Source organism: Pseudomonas sp. C32 (assembly GCF_030417915.1).
Classification (GTDB): domain Bacteria; phylum Pseudomonadota; class Gammaproteobacteria; order Pseudomonadales; family Pseudomonadaceae; genus Aquipseudomonas.
Map to the genome: position 1 here is coordinate 155,582 of NZ_JAUHUK010000006.1, position 17,635 is coordinate 173,216.

Annotated in this window: 16 protein-coding genes and 2 pseudogenes; 9 read left to right on the forward strand and 9 right to left on the reverse strand. The window is 56.9% G+C overall.

Going from position 1 to position 17,635, the window contains the following annotated elements:
- Window positions 1–276 precede the first annotated feature (276 nt).
- The 5 genes and pseudogenes from QYH43_RS09310 (at window position 277) to QYH43_RS09330 (ending at window position 5,029) form a co-directional block, all read left to right on the forward strand.
- A pseudogene (locus QYH43_RS09310) lies at window positions 277–1,473 on the forward strand (c-type cytochrome).
- 49 nt (window positions 1,474–1,522) lie between these two features.
- Window positions 1,523–3,298 carry a cytochrome c oxidase subunit I gene (gene ctaD / locus QYH43_RS09315; protein ID WP_095151415.1) on the forward strand — a complete coding sequence of 592 codons (1,776 nt, stop codon included), beginning with the start codon at window positions 1,523–1,525 and terminating at the stop codon, window positions 3,296–3,298.
- Window positions 3,295–3,987, forward strand: coding sequence for a cytochrome c oxidase subunit 3 (locus QYH43_RS09320; protein WP_301156923.1), 693 nt, complete (start codon window positions 3,295–3,297; stop codon window positions 3,985–3,987). The genes ctaD and QYH43_RS09320 overlap by 4 nt, the downstream gene beginning before the upstream one ends.
- A 6-nt stretch (window positions 3,988–3,993) precedes the next feature.
- On the forward strand, window positions 3,994–4,698 hold the full coding sequence (locus tag QYH43_RS09325) for a heme-copper oxidase subunit III family protein (protein WP_095056797.1): 705 nt from the start codon (window positions 3,994–3,996) through the stop codon (window positions 4,696–4,698).
- Between the two features lie 13 nt (window positions 4,699–4,711).
- Window positions 4,712–5,029: a cytochrome C oxidase subunit IV family protein gene (locus QYH43_RS09330; protein ID WP_095056796.1), complete on the forward strand. Its 318-nt coding sequence runs from the start codon at window positions 4,712–4,714 to the stop codon at window positions 5,027–5,029.
- 30 nt (window positions 5,030–5,059) lie between these two features.
- Here QYH43_RS09330 and QYH43_RS09335 read toward each other — a convergent pair whose 3' ends face one another.
- The 5 genes from QYH43_RS09335 to QYH43_RS09355 form a co-directional block, all read right to left on the reverse strand.
- Window positions 5,060–5,620: a magnesium transporter gene (locus QYH43_RS09335; RefSeq protein WP_301156924.1), complete on the reverse strand. Its 561-nt coding sequence runs from the start codon at window positions 5,618–5,620 to the stop codon at window positions 5,060–5,062.
- Between the two features lie 136 nt (window positions 5,621–5,756).
- Window positions 5,757–6,047 (reverse strand): hypothetical protein, encoded by a 291-nt coding sequence (locus QYH43_RS09340; RefSeq protein ID WP_095056794.1) that lies wholly within the window; start codon window positions 6,045–6,047, stop codon window positions 5,757–5,759.
- A 241-nt stretch (window positions 6,048–6,288) separates the two neighbouring features.
- Window positions 6,289–6,690 carry a hypothetical protein gene (locus tag QYH43_RS09345; protein WP_095056934.1) on the reverse strand — a complete coding sequence of 134 codons (402 nt, stop codon included), beginning with the start codon at window positions 6,688–6,690 and terminating at the stop codon, window positions 6,289–6,291.
- 328 nt (window positions 6,691–7,018) lie between these two features.
- On the reverse strand, window positions 7,019–7,267 hold the full coding sequence (locus QYH43_RS09350) for a DUF2790 domain-containing protein (protein ID WP_301156925.1): 249 nt from the start codon (window positions 7,265–7,267) through the stop codon (window positions 7,019–7,021).
- Window positions 7,268–7,402: 135 nt separating this feature from the next.
- Window positions 7,403–8,332 (reverse strand): LysR family transcriptional regulator, encoded by a 930-nt coding sequence (locus QYH43_RS09355; protein ID WP_095056793.1) that lies wholly within the window; start codon window positions 8,330–8,332, stop codon window positions 7,403–7,405.
- Window positions 8,333–8,440: 108 nt separating this feature from the next.
- Here QYH43_RS09355 and QYH43_RS09360 point away from each other — a divergent pair, with 108 nt between their 5' ends.
- The 4 genes from QYH43_RS09360 to QYH43_RS09375 all read left to right on the forward strand — a co-directional run bounded on the left by QYH43_RS09360 (window position 8,441) and on the right by QYH43_RS09375 (window position 13,208).
- The gene (locus QYH43_RS09360; RefSeq protein ID WP_095056792.1) at window positions 8,441–9,265 is read left to right on the forward strand and encodes a gamma-glutamyl-gamma-aminobutyrate hydrolase family protein; all 825 of its coding nucleotides are present in this window, start codon (window positions 8,441–8,443) and stop codon (window positions 9,263–9,265) included.
- A complete protein-coding gene (locus QYH43_RS09365; protein ID WP_095056791.1) occupies window positions 9,265–10,335 on the forward strand; it encodes a M14 family metallopeptidase in 1,071 nt (356 codons plus the stop codon). The genes QYH43_RS09360 and QYH43_RS09365 overlap by 1 nt, the downstream gene beginning before the upstream one ends.
- 65 nt (window positions 10,336–10,400) lie before the next feature.
- Window positions 10,401–11,723, forward strand: coding sequence for an MFS transporter (locus tag QYH43_RS09370; protein ID WP_095056790.1), 1,323 nt, complete (start codon window positions 10,401–10,403; stop codon window positions 11,721–11,723).
- A 180-nt stretch (window positions 11,724–11,903) separates the two neighbouring features.
- On the forward strand, window positions 11,904–13,208 hold the full coding sequence (locus QYH43_RS09375) for an OprD family outer membrane porin (protein ID WP_301156926.1): 1,305 nt from the start codon (window positions 11,904–11,906) through the stop codon (window positions 13,206–13,208).
- A 142-nt stretch (window positions 13,209–13,350) separates the two neighbouring features.
- Here QYH43_RS09375 and QYH43_RS09380 read toward each other — a convergent pair.
- The 4 genes and pseudogenes from QYH43_RS09380 to QYH43_RS09395 all read right to left on the reverse strand — a co-directional run.
- Window positions 13,351–13,832: pseudogene (locus tag QYH43_RS09380) on the reverse strand (outer membrane beta-barrel protein); the annotation flags it as partial.
- 437 nt (window positions 13,833–14,269) lie between these two features.
- The gene (locus QYH43_RS09385; protein ID WP_095056788.1) at window positions 14,270–15,565 is read right to left on the reverse strand and encodes an OprD family porin; all 1,296 of its coding nucleotides are present in this window, start codon (window positions 15,563–15,565) and stop codon (window positions 14,270–14,272) included.
- Between the two features lie 131 nt (window positions 15,566–15,696).
- Window positions 15,697–16,152, reverse strand: a complete 456-nt coding sequence (locus tag QYH43_RS09390) for a type II 3-dehydroquinate dehydratase (RefSeq protein WP_095056787.1) — start codon at window positions 16,150–16,152, stop codon at window positions 15,697–15,699.
- A 15-nt stretch (window positions 16,153–16,167) separates the two neighbouring features.
- A complete protein-coding gene (locus QYH43_RS09395; protein ID WP_095056786.1) occupies window positions 16,168–17,523 on the reverse strand; it encodes an MFS transporter in 1,356 nt (451 codons plus the stop codon).
- Between the last annotated feature and the right edge of the window lie 112 nt (window positions 17,524–17,635).

The window sequence follows — 17,635 nt, forward strand, 5'->3', positions numbered from 1 at the left end:
CGTTCCTGCTCAACGCCATCGCGTATGTTGGATGACTGCACAAGGGCAGGGTTCGATTTTTTGCGCCGCTTCTGGCCGATCTCTGCTGTCCGCCATCAGAATTTCAGTATAGCCGGTCACCGCGCCTCGCTTGCCAACCCCACGGTACAACCCGATGGGCTCTATACTTCTTACTGACTTTACCGCCCGGATGGGTGGTGTTTGTCAGCCCTGCTTGTAGGTCAGTGGCGATGCTTATGCATAACCAATGAACAACAGGAATAGGATGAAGAGCAAATGGCAATAGCAATTGTCCTGATACTAATCGTTATTGCATCAGTGCTATTCCATCTACTAGCGCCTTGGCAAGCGACGCCGGCCGCTTCCAACTGGGGATCCATAGACACCACCCTGTTCATCACCCTGATCATCAGCGGAATATTTTTCATTGCCATCACGGTATTCATGGCGGTCGCGGTGATGCGGTATCGACACAAGGAGGGCGCCAGGGCGGCCTATCAGCCAGAAAGTAAAAAGCTGGAATTATGGTTGATTATCATTACTTCGGTCGGCATTGCCGGGATGTTGGCGCCAGGCCTGGTTGTCTACAACGATTTCATCCGTGTGCCGAAAGAAGCTTACGAACTTGAAGTGGTAGCCCAGCAGTGGCAGTGGGCTTTTCGCTTTCCCGGCCAGGACGCAAAGCTGGGAAAATCGGATATCAGGTTTATTGATTCCGCCAATCCCTTCGGCCTTGATCCCAAGGATCCTGCAGGGCAGGACGATGTGCTTGTCATGAATAATGAAGTTCGCCTTCCGCTCGATCGGCCGGTGAAAGTCTTGCTGCGCGCTAAAGATGTCCTGCACGATTTCTATGTGCCGCAAATTCGCAGCAAGATGGATATGGTGCCAGGGATGGTGTCGTACTTTTGGTTTACGCCGACTAAAACCGGAAAGTACGAAGTCCTTTGCGCTGAATACTGTGGCGTAGGTCACTACAACATGCGCGGCCATATGATCGTGGAAGAGCAGGGCGACTTCGATCAATGGCTCAAAGGCCAACCGACTTTTGCGCAGACATTGACGACAGCGGCCAAACCCGGTCGCGACAGCGTGCTGGAAAAAGGCCGCCAGCTAGCCGAACAACTCGGCTGCAAGGCCTGCCATAGCCAGGATGGCAGTGCCAGTCTCGGCCCGGGATGGAAAGGGCTGTACGGCCGCACTGAACAGCTTGCCGATGGCAGCAGTGTGCAGGTCGATGAAACCTACCTGAAAGAGTCGATTCTCGATCCGAAGGCCCGACTGGTGCAGGGCTACCCGCCGGTCATGGTGGCCTATACTCTCAAAGACGATGAACTGGGTGCTGTCATCGCCCTGATCAAGTCACTGGGTGCGGCGGCTCCGAGTGACTAGGAGCTGAAAGCCCTAATAATTTTTATCAAATCCAAAGCGAATGCTGACGCTGACGCAAACAAGGCGGAGCCAGGGAAGTAGCCGTAAAGCAGCCAGAAATACACTGAAACTTCGGCAGGAGGATGACGTGATGGCCTATGCGGAGCAAGCTGAAACAGAAGCACTGCACGAGCCCAAGAGTTTCCTGACCAAGTACATCTGGAGTCAGGACCACAAGGTCATAGCCATTCAATATTCGTTGACGGCGATCTTCGTGGGGCTCATCGCTCTGGTGTTGTCCGGCTTGATGCGCATGCAGATTGGCTTCCCCGGCAGTTTGGCGTTCATGGATGCCAGTACTTACTATCAGGCGATGACCATGCACGGCATGATCATGGTCATTTACTTGCTCACGGCGTTGTTTCTGGGGGGCTTCGGCAACTACCTGATCCCGCTGATGGTGGGCGCCCGCGACATGGTCTTCCCCTACGTCAACATGCTCAGCTACTGGTTTTACCTGGTGGCGGTAGTGGTGTTGCTCAGCAGTTTTTTTGTCCCTGGCGGCCCGACCGGTTCCGGTTGGACGCTCTATCCGCCACAGTCCATTACCCAGGGCACACCGGGGGTGGAGTGGGGCATTGTCCTGATGCTTGTCTCACTGGCGATTTTCATTGTCGCGGCCACCATGGGCGGGTTGAACTACGTCACCACGGTGTTGCAGGCGCGCACGCACGGCATGACCTTGTTTCGCATGCCGCTCTCGGTATGGGGCATCTTCATGGCCTCGATCATGGCCTTGCTGGCGTTCCCAGCGTTGTTTGTCAGTGCGGTGATGATGCTGTTCGACAAGCTGTTGGGCACCAGTTTCTTCATGCCGGCGATGATTTCGCTGGGGCAGCAGCTCGATCACCAGGGTGGCAGCCCGATATTGTTCCAGCACCTGTTCTGGTTCTTCGGCCACCCGGAGGTCTACATCGTTGCGCTCCCTGCGTTTGGTCTGGTCTCCGACTTGATCAGTACCCATGCGCGTAAAAACATCTTCGGCTACCGAATGATGGTGTGGGCCATTATTGCGATTGGCGTACTGAGCTTTGTGGTCTGGGCGCACCATATGTATGTCAGCGGAATGAACCCGTACTTTGGCTTCTTCTTCGCCGTCACCACGTTGATCATCGCAGTGCCGACCGCGCTGAAAGTCTATAACTGGGTACTGACCTTGTGGCGCGGCGACATCCATCTGACCGTACCGATGCTGTTTGCCCTGGCCTTTATCGTCACCTTCCTGGTCGGTGGTCTGACCGGGTTGTTTCTCGGCAATGTGATCGTGGACATCCCGCTCTCGGACACCTATTTCGTCGTGGCCCATTTTCATATGGTCATGGGGGTCGCCCCGGTCCTGGTGGTGTTCGGTGCCATTTATCACTGGTTCCCGAAAGTCACCGGGCGCATGTGGAATGACACCCTGGGCAAGCTGCATTTCTGGATTACCTTTCTGGGCACCTACGCCATCTTCTTCCCCATGCACTACCTGGGATTCCAGGGCATGCCACGTCGCTATTACGCCTATGAAAACTACGCCTTCATCCCGCAGTCCGCGCAAGACTTGAATGCTTTCATTACGGTGGTCGCATTGACGGTCGGCGTTTCTCAGCTGCTGTTTCTGTTCAACCTGACCTGGAGTGCATTCAAGGGCAAACCCGCAGGCAGTAATCCCTGGGGCGCGGCCAGCCTGGAATGGCAAACACCGGACACCCCGCCGAAACACGGTAACTGGGGAGAGAAATTGCCGGTCGTGCATCGCTGGGCCTATGACTACAGTGTGCCGGGGATCGAGCAGGATTTTGTGCCGCAAACGGTCTCCGCCGAGGCGCTGGAGCACATGCGGCAACTCAGTGCCGGACCTAAAATAGCGGACATCAAGACATGAACAGGCTGCTATTGAGAAACATCGGTGGCGCTGATCCCGGCGGCAGTTGGAGTCGCGACCCTGAGGGTATTCAGGGCGCCGAGGTTGCCGATAGAAGGCAAACCGCGAAGGTAGGCCTGCGCTTGTTTCTGGTGGTGGTGAGTTCGTTATTTTTCCTCTTCCTGATTGCCTTTATTGCCCGTTCACAAATGACCGACTGGCGCCCCCTGACAGAGCCTTGGGCGCCGTTAGGCGATCTCTGGCCGCTCTGGTTGAATTCGGCTTTTCTGGTATTGAGTTGCATCGCACTGCAGTGCTCGCGCATGGCCGCCCGACAGGCAAGGCGGGGCGCAACGGTCATTGGTTTTACATTGGGGGGCGTGTTTGCCATTGCCTTTCTGGCAGGGCAACTCTGGCTCTGGCAGCAGTTTGTCGCCTGGGGCTACGTTGTCGCCAGCAATCCGGCCAACAGTTTCTTCTACCTGTTGACCGGTCTGCATGGGCTCCATGTGCTGGGCGGGCTGATCGTCTGGTGCTGGACCGTCGCTAAATTTTTGCGGCATGTGCCACTGGCACAACTCAGCGCCAGCGTAGAGCTCTGTGCCATCTATTGGCATTACTTGCTGGGCCTTTGGTTCGTGCTCTTCGCGCTGCTGACCAGCACGCCGCAAACCTATGAAGCCATCGCCAGATTCTGCGGCCTGAGGTGAACAGCCATGGCATTGCACCCACAAGCCCAAGCCGAGTCCAGTCCATCAGGTACGCCGCCTGCACCGGGATGGCAGGGCATCGCCAGCGATTGGTCCTCGGATAAAGAGGCCTTCAAGCAGGTGCCTTGGGGCAAGGCGATGATGTGGATATTCCTGCTCAGCGACACGTTTATTTTCACCTGTTTCCTGACCGGCTACATGTCGGTACGCATGACCATCACCAGCGCCTGGCCGAACCCCAGTGAAGTGTTCGCATTGACGATCGGCGGCAAGGAAATCCCGCTTATTCTGATCGCCATCATGACCTTTGTGCTGATCAGTAGCAGCGGCACCATGGCCATGGCCGTCAATTTCGCCTATCGGCGTGATCGCGCGAAAACCACGGCGCTGATGCTGGCAACCGCTGCCCTGGGGGTGACTTTCGTCGGCATGCAGGCGTTTGAATGGACCAAGCTCATCGCAGAAGGGGTGCGTCCCTGGGGGAACCCCATGGGCGCGGCGCAGTTTGGTGCCTGCTTTTTCATGATTACCGGTTTTCACGGACTGCATGTGTCAATCGGCGCTCTCTACCTCAGCATTGTGGCGCTGAAGGTATGGCGTGGAGATTATGAGCGCTCCGGAAACTATCAGAACGTCGAGATAGCCGGGCTTTACTGGCACTTCGTGGATTTGGTGTGGGTGTTTATTTTTGCATTCTTCTATTTATGGTAGAGGAGCACGAGTGATGGCACTTGCTCAGGGTCAGCAACATCCAATCAGTTTGTACCTCAAGATCTGGGGGCTGTTATTCGTCCTCAGTACGCTGTCGTACCTGGTCGATTACTTCCACTTCCAAGGCTACCTTCGGTGGTCCCTGATTATCACTTTCATGTTGTTGAAGGCGGGTTTGATTGTCTCCATCTTCATGCACATGGCATGGGAGCGCCTGGCCTTGGTCTACGCCATACTGGTGCCACCGTTGTGTTTACTGGTGCTCATCGGGCTGATGGCCACCGAGGCAGACTATATTTTCCTCAGCCGGGGCATTTTCTTTGGCCAGTGAGCAACGTTCGGATGACCTTGTCTCCAGATGCTAACCCGATATCACTCGCTTGAACTGATGCCATTTGTGCTGCCAGGCCACTGTCCAGTGGGGGGCAGCCGTTCCCGTGCCGGCGATCTTCAGCTTCGGATGCTGTTTGATGACCTGGTCCAGTACCGATTCCTGACTCGGTTCAACATCCACGAAGAAGATATGTTTGCCGTCTTTTACGGCCTGTTTGAAATTGCGGAAGTGAGTGTTCGGCACCTGGAAGCCAAAAAAACCGCCTTCCCAGACGCAGAAGCCCAATACAACAATGGCAAGGAAGATAAAGGGCATCCAGCCTGCGGCGGATTCGGTCCAGCCCATCCAATAGGCGCCACCCAGGACCAGCGCCGCGAGCGGCACGCCGATCACCGCACCAATCTCACCCGAGTGAACCGCATCCTGTTCCATTAAAGAGCTGATCTCGTGGAGGTGATGGTCTTCTACATCAGCAACTTTTTCACTGAGTACATGTATCTGTTCGGAATTGATGCCGCTGGCTTCCAGTTCATATTCCACGGTTTCAAGATCGTTGAGATTGTCACTGATGTAATAGTGTCGGTTCATGCCACACCTCCCGTTTCGGGTTTGCTGTAGACCTCCTCTGTCCTGCAGCAGTCGGTAGCTGTACTGTGGGGAACGTAGTTGCACACCTCATGCAATCTGAAAAAAGTATAGCACTCACCACCCTGCGGATTGGCCGCTAGCTGATCTGCACAATGACCGGACCTTCCGTTACGATCGGCGGGTTTGCGTGGATGTTCGATGCATTTTTCTGAACCCATTCACGCGCGACTTTCAGGCTCGCATCACTGCCGGCCTTGTCCGTGCAAACCGTTACCGACGTGCCGCCATCACCCGTATTCAACAGTGTGTAGCTGACGAGGCCAGGCACTGTGCGCAGGGTCGCTTCGACGTCGACATGGCGCTCTTCCAACCGCTGGAAAAGCTCTTTTGCTCCGGTACCCAGGTAGGTTCTTATCACTGCATACATAGCCGTCTCCCTTTGGAGTGCCGCCTGGATGCCAATCCAGATCCGTTGATGGCCGCTATTGATTAAGTTTTGATTTCACCCTGATTTATTAAGCTTAGCCAAACACCGGGGACAATCGTAATGCAACGACCACCGGCCATTTTGGCCGATTGCTGTCCTGCATGAAGAGCAGCAATAGACCCTGCTTAGATAAGGCCTTTCGCAGTTGAGCATCGGCTTGGAAAGAGAGCGGCACTTTGCACTAGCGGCGATAGTAACGGCGGTCGTCCTCGTAACGGTGCCGCATGGCCCGATCCTGGTGGCGTTCCCAATCACGATGGCGTTCGGCTTCTCGGCGGGCTTGTTCTCTACGCCATTTATCTCTACGCCAGTCGTCCCGGCGCCAATCGTCTCTGCGATCATGCCAGTGGCCGTCATGCCAGTACCGGCGGTCGTCATGGGCAAGTAAAGGCGCTTGTTGCGTGCCAGCCATACTGGCCAAGGTCGGCCAAGGATTGCTGGCGGGCTGGAGAGGAGCCTGAACGGCTGCGACTTCAGTGGCGAAAACAGGGGTTGACGTCTTCAACTGTGTGGCTGATGCCGAGCCCACTGCCGCGAACGCGAACAGGCCGAGGAGCACCATCCGGGGGACATGGAATTTCATGAGCGAAGACAACCTCTGATTGACAATTGGGCATGTGGCCATCTGACAGAGGTCAGCCTGTGGGGGCGTGCTGACGGAGCGGATGTGCCTATCCACATAGACCGATAAACAGAGAAAAGTTCTGGAGGACGGTGCCTGAATAGCCAAAGGTCTGAGTGCTGACCCTTCTTGAAACTCACTTTCTCGATGCTCATTTCTGATACTGGTCGCAACGTCGCGTTGCGTAACCGCAACTCCCCATTGATTCAGGCGGCGCAGCAAAGGCGGCCGCGACCTTGCCGGTCACTCCATGCACCCGCATCAATCGCGACGCGCGACCTGACCAGAACTACTGACCGCCCCAAGTGGTGTCCGTCAGGAAGTACGCAAGCCGTTGCGTCTGGCCTTGATGGTCGATGTACTCCATGGTCGCCGGATACACTGCGTCCTCAACGGGCGTTGCCGTCACCGAGACCACCTCGGCGATATCCAGGTGCATCCCATACTTGTACTGAGTATCGGCGACAGATGACGCGCTGGCGGCCAGCACGGGACCTGTCGTCAGCAACAGCATGACGAAACACAATGGCTTTTTCATTTTCGTTTCCTCAGTATTTCTGTAGCGCTTGCCATTCCCTGTCCAGTTGATCGAGTGACTGTCTGAGTCACTTTTTGGGTCGATGCAATCAACCAGTATGGACCCGTGGTGGGTAATGCGCCCCGTCAGGCACGACTATAGATACGCCGCGATCTCCTGCTCCGCCTCCTGGAAATACGACCGGATGATGTTGAACGACTGCTTCGCGGCGGGCGTCTGTGTTCGATGCCGGATCGTCACGATGCCCAGGGTCAGGTCCAACTCAAAGGGTGGCTGGACATCAAGGATCGCGACGGACTTTTCCCTCAGCAGTTTGATCATGGCGAGGAACGTGGTGGGGAAAAGCGCGTTGGTACTCAGAATGAGGTCGTGCGCCGTCTCGATGTTATTGATGCTCGCGGCAAAGTTGGTCTCGATGGGCATTTGCATGCCATAGAGATGGGCCATTTTCATTGCCAACATCTCATTGATGTATCCGGAGCCAATCAACGGGTGCTCTTTCAGGTCATCCATGGTCAGGCCCTTGCGCCCGGCCAGCGGGTGCCCGGCCCGGGCGAACCAGCCAAAACTGCAGGTGTACAAAGGCTCGACCATTAGCTCCGGGTAGCGGGCGGCCGCACCCACGTCACCAATGAAGAAGTCGAGCCTTTCCTTTTGCAGGGCATCGAGCAGCACATCGGTACTGTGCACCTGAGCCTGGATCTTCAGGCCCGGGCCCGTGGCAAGCAGTTGCCGGATCAACGAGGCCAGGAAGTCATGGGCCACCGACGAGCCCAGGCCGAACACGAGCGGGCCATAAGCCCCATTCTTCATCAGGCTTAGCGTTCGCGCCCCTTCACGCTCCTCGAAAACGATGCGCTTTGCCCGCTCGAGGTATTCCATCGCGAATGGCGTGGGGTGCAATCGACGATTAGTCCGGTCAAAGAGCGACACCCGCAGTTCGTCCTCCAGCGCCTTGATACTTCTGGAGAGCGCCGGTTGACTCAGGTGCACCGCATCGGCCGCAGCGCTGAGCGATCCGGTGTTCATCAGGGCGAGAAAGTGCTGCAACTGTCGAGTGTTCACGGGTTTCTCACTTGCAGTTAATGCATGAAATTAGAATTTATTATGCAATTTACCATGATTAAACGATCTCATAGACTGGGTTTTCGTTTACCCCTACGGGACTTGATCATGACCAGATCGCCACTATTCGCGGACGGCGCCAGACCCCTTGTTGCCATCGCCACCGATCGCGTGGATCGCTATGGACATCCCGCGCATACCTTGCTGCACGGTTACGTGGACGCAGTGGCGAGCACGGCTTGCGCACTGCCCCTGGCGCTGCCCGCTGACCCCGATGCCATTGACTTCGAGAGCCTGCTGGCCAATATCGATGGGCTGGTGCTCACTGGCAGCCCGTCAAATATTTCGCCGCTGCGTTACGGCGACACCGCCACGCCGGACGTCTCGACGCTGGATCTGGCCAGAGACGCAACGGTTCTACCGCTCGTCAGAAGGCTGGTCGAAGCGGGGGTCCCGGTATTGGGGATATGCCGAGGTTTCCAGGAGATGAACGTTGCCTGGGGTGGCACGCTGGACAGTGCCGTTCATCAGCGCCCCGGGGCCATTGACCATCGCGAAGGTGACCATTCCCGCCCCATCGTCGAGTGGTACCAATACAGTCACGGCATCAAGGTTGCTGCGGGTGGGCTGCTGTCCCGGCTGCGAGGCACGGATGATGCGCAAGTCAACTCCCTGCACCATCAAGGCATCGCAAGGCTCGGGACCGGCCTGACGGTCGAGGCCACCGCACCGGACGGGTTGATTGAGGCGTTTTCAGTCACGGGCGCCAGCAGCTTCGCCCTCGCGGTGCAGTGGCATCCGGAGATGCGCGTGCACGATGACCCGTTGTCCCGCGACATATTCAAGGCATTTGGTGATGCCTGCCGACGACGCCGCGAAACGCGCCTGCGTTCGATCGTACAAGCTGCAGACGCCGAGACCTCGATTTCATGATGAACGCAGAACACATCGACGATCTTTTCAGTGATTCGTATGCACAAGCACGCGAAAAGTTTTTTGCGGCTGCCCACCAGCGAGGGCTGTCGATCGACAGCTATGAGCTGAATCTCAAAGGTGCCAATGACGAAACGCTGGCAACGGATGTCGTGTTCGACGGTCCGAGGGACGCTTCCAAAGTGCTGATCGTGCTCAGCGGCGTGCATGGCGTGGAAGGCTTTCCTGGTTCGGCCGTGCAGACAGGCACGCTGCGGCTCGATACGCCGAAGCCGGACGATACGGCGATTCTCTATGTTCACGCGATCAACCCGCACGGCTTTTCCCACCTGCGGCGAGTGACCCAGGAAAACGTCGACCTGAACCGTAACTTCATTCAGTTCGACGGTCCGCTCCCTCAAAACGAGGGTTATCACGAAATCCATGAGGCACTGCTGCCTGCGCAATGGCCCCCCAAGGATGATCAGGTATTGCAGCAATACCGAATGACCCATGGTGACAAGAAGTTCCAGTGCGCCATTTCCCTGGGCCAATACCACTACCCGGACGGCATGTTCTTTGGTGGACAGACGCCGACCTGGAGCAACACCACCTTCCGGCAGATCCTGCGTACCTATGCCGCAAACGCTACGGTCATCGCTTCTGTCGACGTCCATACTGGACTTGGCCCCTACGGCTACGGGGAAAAAATCTTCGCCACCCGTGACATCTGCACCCTGGAGACAGCCAGGAATTGGTGGGGTGAGATCACCGATGTACATGCCGGCAGCTCTACCAGCGTGCCGATGAGCGGCCCGATTCAGGTGGCCATTTCGCAGGAATGCCCGTCGGCCAAACACATTGGCATTTGCCTGGAGTTCGGCACGTACCCGATCGAGAAAGTGATCACGACGCTGCGGGCCGACCACTGGGTTTTCCGCCACGGCAAGCAGAACACGGCGCAAAGCAGCGAGATCACCCAGCGACTCAAGGATTTGTTCTACCCCAACCACGCGGACTGGAAAACACCCGTTTGGACGCAAGCCAGCCATGTCGTGGCTCAGGCACTGCAAGGACTGGAAAACTGGTAAGGGCATACCTCGGAAAACAGGGACCTGTTTAAGATAAATTCTAATAAATACAGAGATCTTGATCCATGAACTACTCGACAATGTCGATCACTGAAAACCCAAGTGAGGAAAGCCCTGAAGGGGCAATTCCACACCCCACCATCAGCAAGAAATCAGTCGCCGCCGCGGTGGCAGGTAATGCGCTCGAGTTCTATGACTTTGTCATCTACGCGTATTTCGCCATCTACATCGGCAAAGCCTTTTTTCCGGTATCAGGCGAATACGGCAGCCTGATGGCTGCGGCAGCGACCTTTGGCGTCGGCTTTCTCGCGCGGCCACTGGGCGGTGTGTTGATCGGCACCTTTGCCGACAAGGCCGGGCGCAAACCGGCAATGATCCTGACCGCGGCCCTGATCACCCTTGGCACGCTGGGCGTGGCCATCACGCCGAGCTACGAGTCAATTGGTATCGCGGCCCCCATCTTCGTGGTTTTTTGCCGCCTGCTGCAGGGCCTGGCCCTGGGCGGTGAACTGGGTCCTGCCACCTCGTTGCTGATTGAAGCTGCACCTCCCGGCCGCCGTGGCTTCTACGCCAGTTGGCAAGTCGCCAGCCAAGGCTTGGCCGTTGCCGTTGGCGGCATGCTCGGGGTGGTGCTGTCCCTGAGTCTGAGCACTGAGCAACTGGCCAGTTGGGGCTGGCGGATTCCGTTCCTGCTGAGCCTGGTGCTGATTCCTCTGGTGGTGTACATGCGCAAGTCCCTGCCCGAGACCCACGAGGGCACCGATGAACGCAGCGGTAGCGCGATAGTCGGCGAAGTGCTGCGCAACCACAAAAAGATTCTGATCCTGGGCATGATGTTGTTCGCCTCGATCGCGGTCGCATCGCAGATCGGCAACTACATGGTGAGCTACGCGGTACAGGTGCTGAAGCTGCCGGCAGCGGTCGCGCAAAGCAGTGTGCTGATCGGCGGGATCGTCACCTTTGTCTTTTCCCTGATTGGCGGGCATCTGAGTGATCGTTACGGACGGCGCCTGACCAACATTTTACCTCGGGTCGCGCTGACCTTGCTGATCGTCCCACTGTTCCTGTGGCTCACGGGGTCACCCAGTCTGGTCACGCTGCTGACCGTCAATGCGGTACTTGCAGCCCTGACGGCCATGTTTGGCGCGGCGGGTATCGTCCAGGTACCGGAGCTGTTGCCGATCGCTGTGCGCAGCACCGGCCTGTCAATTACCTATGCCTTTGGTGCCGCGATTTTTGGTGGCAGTACCCAGTTCATCGTCACCTGGCTGATTGCTGTAACCGGCAGCCCCATGGCCCCCGCCTGGTACCTGGTCGGTATCAGCATCGTTAGCCTTATTGCCATGCGGATGCTGCCTGAATCACGTGACACCAACGTTCAGGAATAACCGCTGGCACCCCGTGCAATATTGCATTTATGCGAAGCAGAAGGTTGGAGTGCGCAGATAAAGCGCCTTCGACCTCGCGATAAAACAACAACAATAATTTCAGACGTTCGTCTGCCAATAACTCCGCTATAGGCAAAGTCAATGTACCGCACAGAAAAGCTTCCAGTATGGTCGGCGGGTATGCTCGCGGCCGCTATTTCAGCGTCGCCGGTTTTTGCAGAGGAACATGGGTTTGTCGAAGACAGCACACTGACGCTCAATACGCGTCAGTGGTATTCCCATGAAATCGGCAGCAAGGCTGTTCACTTCCGCGCACAGACCAATGATGGCCCCCGTGCGGTGCGAGACCGTACTGCCTGGGTGCAGGGGTTCAAGCTGGATTACATATCCGGTTTCACTCAAGGCCCCCTGGGTTTCGGTCTCGACGTCTCAACCTATTCGGCAGTGGCGCTGGAGCGCAGCCAGCTGACAACGGCTGGCGGCAGCAATCGCGTGCTGGTGGACAAGGACGGCAATGTGGTCGACGACTGGAGCAAAATCGGCGTGGCGGCGTTGAAGGTAAAGCTCGCGCAGACAACGCTGAAAGTGGGTCGGCAGCAGATGTCCAGAACGCCGGTCATGGGTTACGCAGACACCCGGACTCTGCCCGCTTCCTTCGACGGTGTTTCGCTGGAAAGCCGTGATATCGACGGCCTGACGATCAAGTCCGGGTACTTCGACAGGGCATCCCCCAGAACTGGCGCGGGCACTCAGGATCTGACGCCGACCTATACGTACCGGCACGTCACCGGCGACTTCATCGCCTACGGTGGTGCAGATTTCGTGACCCAAAGCGGATGGCGCACCAGTGCCTACCTGTCGCGCTTCGACGATATCTGGGACCGTGAGTACTTTGGCCTGGGCAAGAAATACCAGTGGGGCCCGATCAGTACCGACATGCAGCTGGATGTCTATAACACCCAGTCCAGTGGTGCCGAAAAGGGCGGCTACATCGATCAGCAGGCCTACGGCCTGAGCGTCGCACCGACCTGGAAAAACCATACGCTGAAGTTTGGCCTGCAGAAAATCGATGGCGACGAATTCTTCGATTTTGTCGGTGAGTCGAATGCAATCAACCTGCCTAACGTCGCACTCTCGAACTATAACGGTCCAAACGAAAAGTCGTACCAGATCAATTACATGACCGACTTTGCCGCTTACGGCGTACCAGGCTTGAAGACCTCGGTGTGGTACATCAAGGGCTGGGGTATCGATGCCACCCACTACAATGGCGGCTCAAACGGCATGTACGCCGACTTTAAAAAACAGGATGACGAAAACGAGTATGAAGTCGGCACGCTGGCCAGCTACACCTTGCAGTCCGGTAATTTCAAAGGGGCGAGTGTGATGAGCGGTTATGTCTGGCACCGGTCCAGCCCATTGCAACTGGAAAACAATATCGAAGAGTTCCGTTTGATTATCAACGTTCCCTTTAAAATCCTGTAACCGGGTCGTAGTTTGGATCGTCGATTTTCCGTCAGGTAGTTGCAATGACACCTGCAGTTACCCCGCTCGAGGCCGACGGTGAGTTCGCCGTCGGCCTCGAGTAGCCTTTCTGCCGCTGAGCTTTTCTCCGAGGCTGCTGACCTCAAAAATACACCAGTGCTTCCACAGTCCCGGTCAGTTGATTTCGTGCATCACCCTGGCCGAAAGGACGCGCGTCATCGCGGCCATCGAACCAGTCGTAGCGCAGTTCCGGGCGCAGGGTCAGGTACTTGTTGAAATCGTAGCGCAGCCCCGTGGTCAGCGCATTGAAGGCGCCGCGTGCGGTGGAAGAGGGGAACAGCACGTAGCCGTCCGGGTCGTCGAAATGCTCGGCCCGCACCGAAAACGACAAGTCCTTGCGTTGCTGGTAAGTCAACGCGACGTTGGCCCCCACCAGTGCGCGCCGTCAAAACCAGGGCTGGTGACGATGTCCACGGTCGACGCCTTGCCGTCGCCCGATTGATGGCCGTAGACCATTTCACCGCCCATCGACCACTGTTCATTGAATTTGTGCCAGCCATTGAGCGAGTGCTGCTGCTTGAACTGACCATCAGTGGAGATCAGGCGGCCGCGGGGTGTCTGGATGAAAGCACGCACTGTTGGGATAACGGTGGTGGCCTCGCGAGAGCGTGAGCCGTTCTGAGTGATCGGTGATTTTTCAGGTCAGGCGGTAAAGCCGAACAGGCGTTTCGGGGTTTCCCAAAGTATCTGGTGGCGGTCACTGGCACTCGGGAACATTTCGCCGAAGTTTGTCAGAACTCGATCTTCACAAAGCGTTCGACATCACGACCACACCTGTTCCAGATCATCCGTAAATCGGTGTATAGGCGGGCGCATGAGCGGGGAGCGTCCGCTATTGGCAGTTGCTGCCTATAGCGAACGTGGCAGGCCGTTTTCGGCCGATGATAGTCGGACGGTGAATGGGGACTCGACAAAGAAAATCGTCTAAGTCCCCGCTTTCAGATCAACCTGGTCTCATTCACATCCACTTGGAGGGTCGCAGCGTGTTTATGCGAGTCGCACTACAGCAACGAAATCGGGTAGTTGATAAAGAGCCGGTTTTCGTCAAATTCGTTGGTGCTGTAGTCTCTGCGAATGCTTGAGTTGCGCCATTTGACGCTCAGGTTTTTCAGGACGCCAGACTGAATCACATAAGCCAATTCAGATTCGCGGCCCCATTCCTTGCCATCAGTGATAGCGCCGGTGTGCACGTTGTCACCGCTCAAGTAACGGTTCATCAGCGTCAGGCCAGGAACGCCGACGGTTGCGAAGTTGAAGTCGTGACGAACCTGCCAGGAACGTTCCTGCGCGTTATCGAAGCTGGAGTTGTAGCTGTCGTTCGCCAAGGTCCCGCCACTGGCACCGTTGACCCGCATCCACGCGGTATCGCCGGTGAGCTTTTGCAAGCCGACGTAAAACGTGTTGCCGCCCAGTTTTGCGGAGAACAGGCCGAAAGCGGTCTTGTTGTCCATATCGCCGGCCAGGCTGGCACCGTCTTCCTTGCCAACGAAGTAGCCCATGTTGGCGCCTAGCGTCCAATCGCCCACCGGTTGGCTGTGATTGAGGCTGAAGTACTGTTGTTGGTAGATGTCTTGAAGTTCGTCGTACCAGAGCCCAACCGTAGTGCGCTTTTCGTTGAACGTGTATTCACCGCCACCGAAGTTGAATCGGTCGGAAGTGAACGCCGCTTTGCCGTTCATCGCCATGTCTTCCATGCTGGCGTCGTTGCGCGGGCTGTTTTGTCGGATTTGACCGCCATACAGCGTCAGCCCGCCGATCTCCTGGGAAGTGATCTGCGCACCTTGAAAGGTCTGCGGCAGCGACCGACCGTCATCCGAACGCAGGATTGGCAGGGTACTGACCCACTCGCCGACTTTCACCACTGTCTTTGAAACCTTGGCTTTGGCCGCAACACCCAAGCGTCCGAAATTGTCAGCAGGGCGTCCATCGTCGTGGACAGGCAACAGTTGCGTGCCCGTGGTGCCTTTACCGCCGTCGAGTTTTTGCGAATAAAGTCCCAGGACGTCCACGCCGAACCCTATCGGACCTTGGGTATAGCCGGAGCGGGCATCGAGAATAAAGTTTTGCGTCCACTCCTCAGCTTTGTTCTGTGGTGCGGCTGGACGCGGATAGGCGGGGTTGACGAAGTTGCGATTGATGTACGCGTTGCGCAGGTTGAGCGTGCTGGTTGCACCCTCGATGAAACCGCTATTTTCATCGGCATGAGCCGCAGTCGCCACGCCTGCACCGAGTGCCAGTGTCAGGCCGATCAATGCGTAATGTGCGGGCACGTTACGGCGAAAAACAGAGTGATGCATGAGGATTCTCTCGCAGTGAATTATTATTTTTTTGGCGGTTTTTTGCAGCGTGCGACTGAATTTCAGGCGCAGGCGGCTCTGGCAACCATCTGCCGAGAGACCGCCGTGTAAGCGTTTGGCGAAGAGGGGTGTTAGCTGTTGGCCACCTGACGACGCAGCAGGTCGTCAATGGCCCTGATTGCCAGCGGATAGCCGTCGGCCCCCATACCGCAGATCACCGCATTGACCGCGCCGGACATGATGGAGTGGCGGTGCAGTTCATCCCGTGCATGGATGTTCGACAGATGCAGTTCAATCAGCGGTGCGCTGAGCAGCTTCAGGGCATCGAGCACCGGAATCGAATGAAACGACAGGCCGGCCGGGTTGATGATCAAGGCTGCGCCTTGCTCGAAGGCTTCTTGAATCCAGTCGACCATCACGCCTTCGTGGTTGGTCTGGCGAAAGTCGCAGACCAGGTCAAGTTCCTCGGCCAGCCGTTCACTGCTTTGACGAATCTGATCGAGTGTGGTGTGGCCATAGATGTGCGGCTCACGACGACCCAGCAGGTTCAAGTTAGGGCCGTTAAGGATGAAGACGGTGCGGTTCATGGTCGTCCTGCTGCGTTATTTGGAAAGAAGGGCTGGAGCGGCAGTCGTGTCCGCATCAGGTGCCGCGACGGCGTTCAGGTCGATGCCGCGGGTTTCAGGGCCGATAAGAATCATGGCCAGCGAGATCAGGTTGATCACGGCGCACAGCGTCACCAGAGGCCACGGCGAGTTGTTCGACTGGCTCATCAGATACACGGCGATCATTGGCATAGGACCGCCGATCACCAGGTTGGCGCCGGTGTACGCCAGTGCCGAACCCGAATAGCGGACCTGGGTCGGGAAGGCTTCGGCGAATGCCACCGGCTGGATACCGCTTTGAAACTGGGTGAAGCCCAGGAACAGCCCCATGATTGCCATGATGGCGGCAACGTTCAGCGTGTTGAGGATCGGGAAGTAGACGAACAGGATCAGCAAGGTCATGCACGAACCAAATGCCAGCGCCTTTTTGCGGCCCCAACGGTCGGACAGATAACCACCGGCCAGCGCACCGAAGATTGCACACATGTTTGCCACCATCAGCGACATGAAGCCCGTCGACTGGCTAAAGCCCAGGTGCTTGGTCAGGTAGCTGAGGGAGAAAATCACGATCAGATAGAACAGCGCAGCGGGCGAGCAGAAGAAAAACATCAAACGCAGGATGGTTTTGTAGTGGCTGCCCACGGCGGATTTGAGCGGACTTTTTTCCTGCTTGATGGGGGTCTTTTTCAAGGCGATGAAGGCTGGGGTTTCATCGACTTTCAGGCGGATGAAAATCGCGACCACCACCAGTACGAAACTCATGAGGAACGGGATTCGCCAGCCGAAGCTTTCGAATTGTTCGCTGGACAGTGTCGCGGCCAGGCCCATCAATACGCCGTTGGCTAATATCTGACTGAGGGGCGAACACAAGCCGAGCAAGCCGGAATAACGTCCGCGTCGGTCGGGAGATGCGTGCTCCAGCGCCATCAGTTGTGCCCCGGTGGACTCACCGCCCAGCGCGAAGCCTTGAATGATCCGCAGCAGAACGAGCAGGATCGGTGCCCAAATGCCGATCTGAGCATAAGTAGGCAACAGGCCCATGAGTACCGATGCCAGACCCATCAGGGTCACGGTAGCCAGCATCAGATTGCGGCGGCCCAATTTGTCACCGAGGTAACCACACGTAATCGCGCCCAATGGACGGGCGGCCAGGCCAACGCCAAACGTTGCCAGCGAGGCGAGCAGGCCGGCGGTCGGCTCCATGGCCGGGAAAAACAGCTTGGGCAGAATGGTCGCCGACACCGCGCCATACAGCGTGAAGTCAAACCACTCCAAAGCGGTACCAACGGTCGCGGCGGTCACCGCTTTGCGAGGCATGCGCGAATCATGAGTCTCGTGACTGGTTGTGCTCATTGAGGTGCTCGTCATTGTTTTTATGGTTACGGGATACCCATACGATTCCGTTCGAGCATAGGCACGGGCAGGAAACGTCGAAGTGAGTAGACATTAGCGCATCCCCTCTACA

Bases quoted from the DNA above. Each gene is read 5' to 3' on its own strand.
- ctaD (WP_095151415.1), top strand. From the start codon at position 1,523: ATGGCCTATGCGGAGCAAGCTGAAACAGAAGCACTGCACGAGCCCAAG.
- QYH43_RS09320 (WP_301156923.1), top strand. From the start codon at position 3,295: ATGAACAGGCTGCTATTGAGAAACATCGGTGGCGCTGATCCCGGCGGC.
- QYH43_RS09325 (WP_095056797.1), top strand. From the start codon at position 3,994: ATGGCATTGCACCCACAAGCCCAAGCCGAGTCCAGTCCATCAGGTACG.
- QYH43_RS09330 (WP_095056796.1), top strand. From the start codon at position 4,712: ATGGCACTTGCTCAGGGTCAGCAACATCCAATCAGTTTGTACCTCAAG.
- QYH43_RS09335 (WP_301156924.1), bottom strand. From the start codon at position 5,620: ATGAACCGACACTATTACATCAGTGACAATCTCAACGATCTTGAAACC.
- QYH43_RS09340 (WP_095056794.1), bottom strand. From the start codon at position 6,047: ATGTATGCAGTGATAAGAACCTACCTGGGTACCGGAGCAAAAGAGCTT.
- QYH43_RS09345 (WP_095056934.1), bottom strand. From the start codon at position 6,690: ATGAAATTCCATGTCCCCCGGATGGTGCTCCTCGGCCTGTTCGCGTTC.
- QYH43_RS09350 (WP_301156925.1), bottom strand. From the start codon at position 7,267: ATGAAAAAGCCATTGTGTTTCGTCATGCTGTTGCTGACGACAGGTCCC.
- QYH43_RS09360 (WP_095056792.1), top strand. From the start codon at position 8,441: ATGACCAGATCGCCACTATTCGCGGACGGCGCCAGACCCCTTGTTGCC.
- QYH43_RS09365 (WP_095056791.1), top strand. From the start codon at position 9,265: ATGAACGCAGAACACATCGACGATCTTTTCAGTGATTCGTATGCACAA.
- QYH43_RS09370 (WP_095056790.1), top strand. From the start codon at position 10,401: ATGAACTACTCGACAATGTCGATCACTGAAAACCCAAGTGAGGAAAGC.
- QYH43_RS09375 (WP_301156926.1), top strand. From the start codon at position 11,904: ATGCTCGCGGCCGCTATTTCAGCGTCGCCGGTTTTTGCAGAGGAACAT.
- QYH43_RS09385 (WP_095056788.1), bottom strand. From the start codon at position 15,565: ATGCATCACTCTGTTTTTCGCCGTAACGTGCCCGCACATTACGCATTG.
- QYH43_RS09390 (WP_095056787.1), bottom strand. From the start codon at position 16,152: ATGAACCGCACCGTCTTCATCCTTAACGGCCCTAACTTGAACCTGCTG.
- QYH43_RS09395 (WP_095056786.1), bottom strand. From the start codon at position 17,523: ATGAGCACAACCAGTCACGAGACTCATGATTCGCGCATGCCTCGCAAA.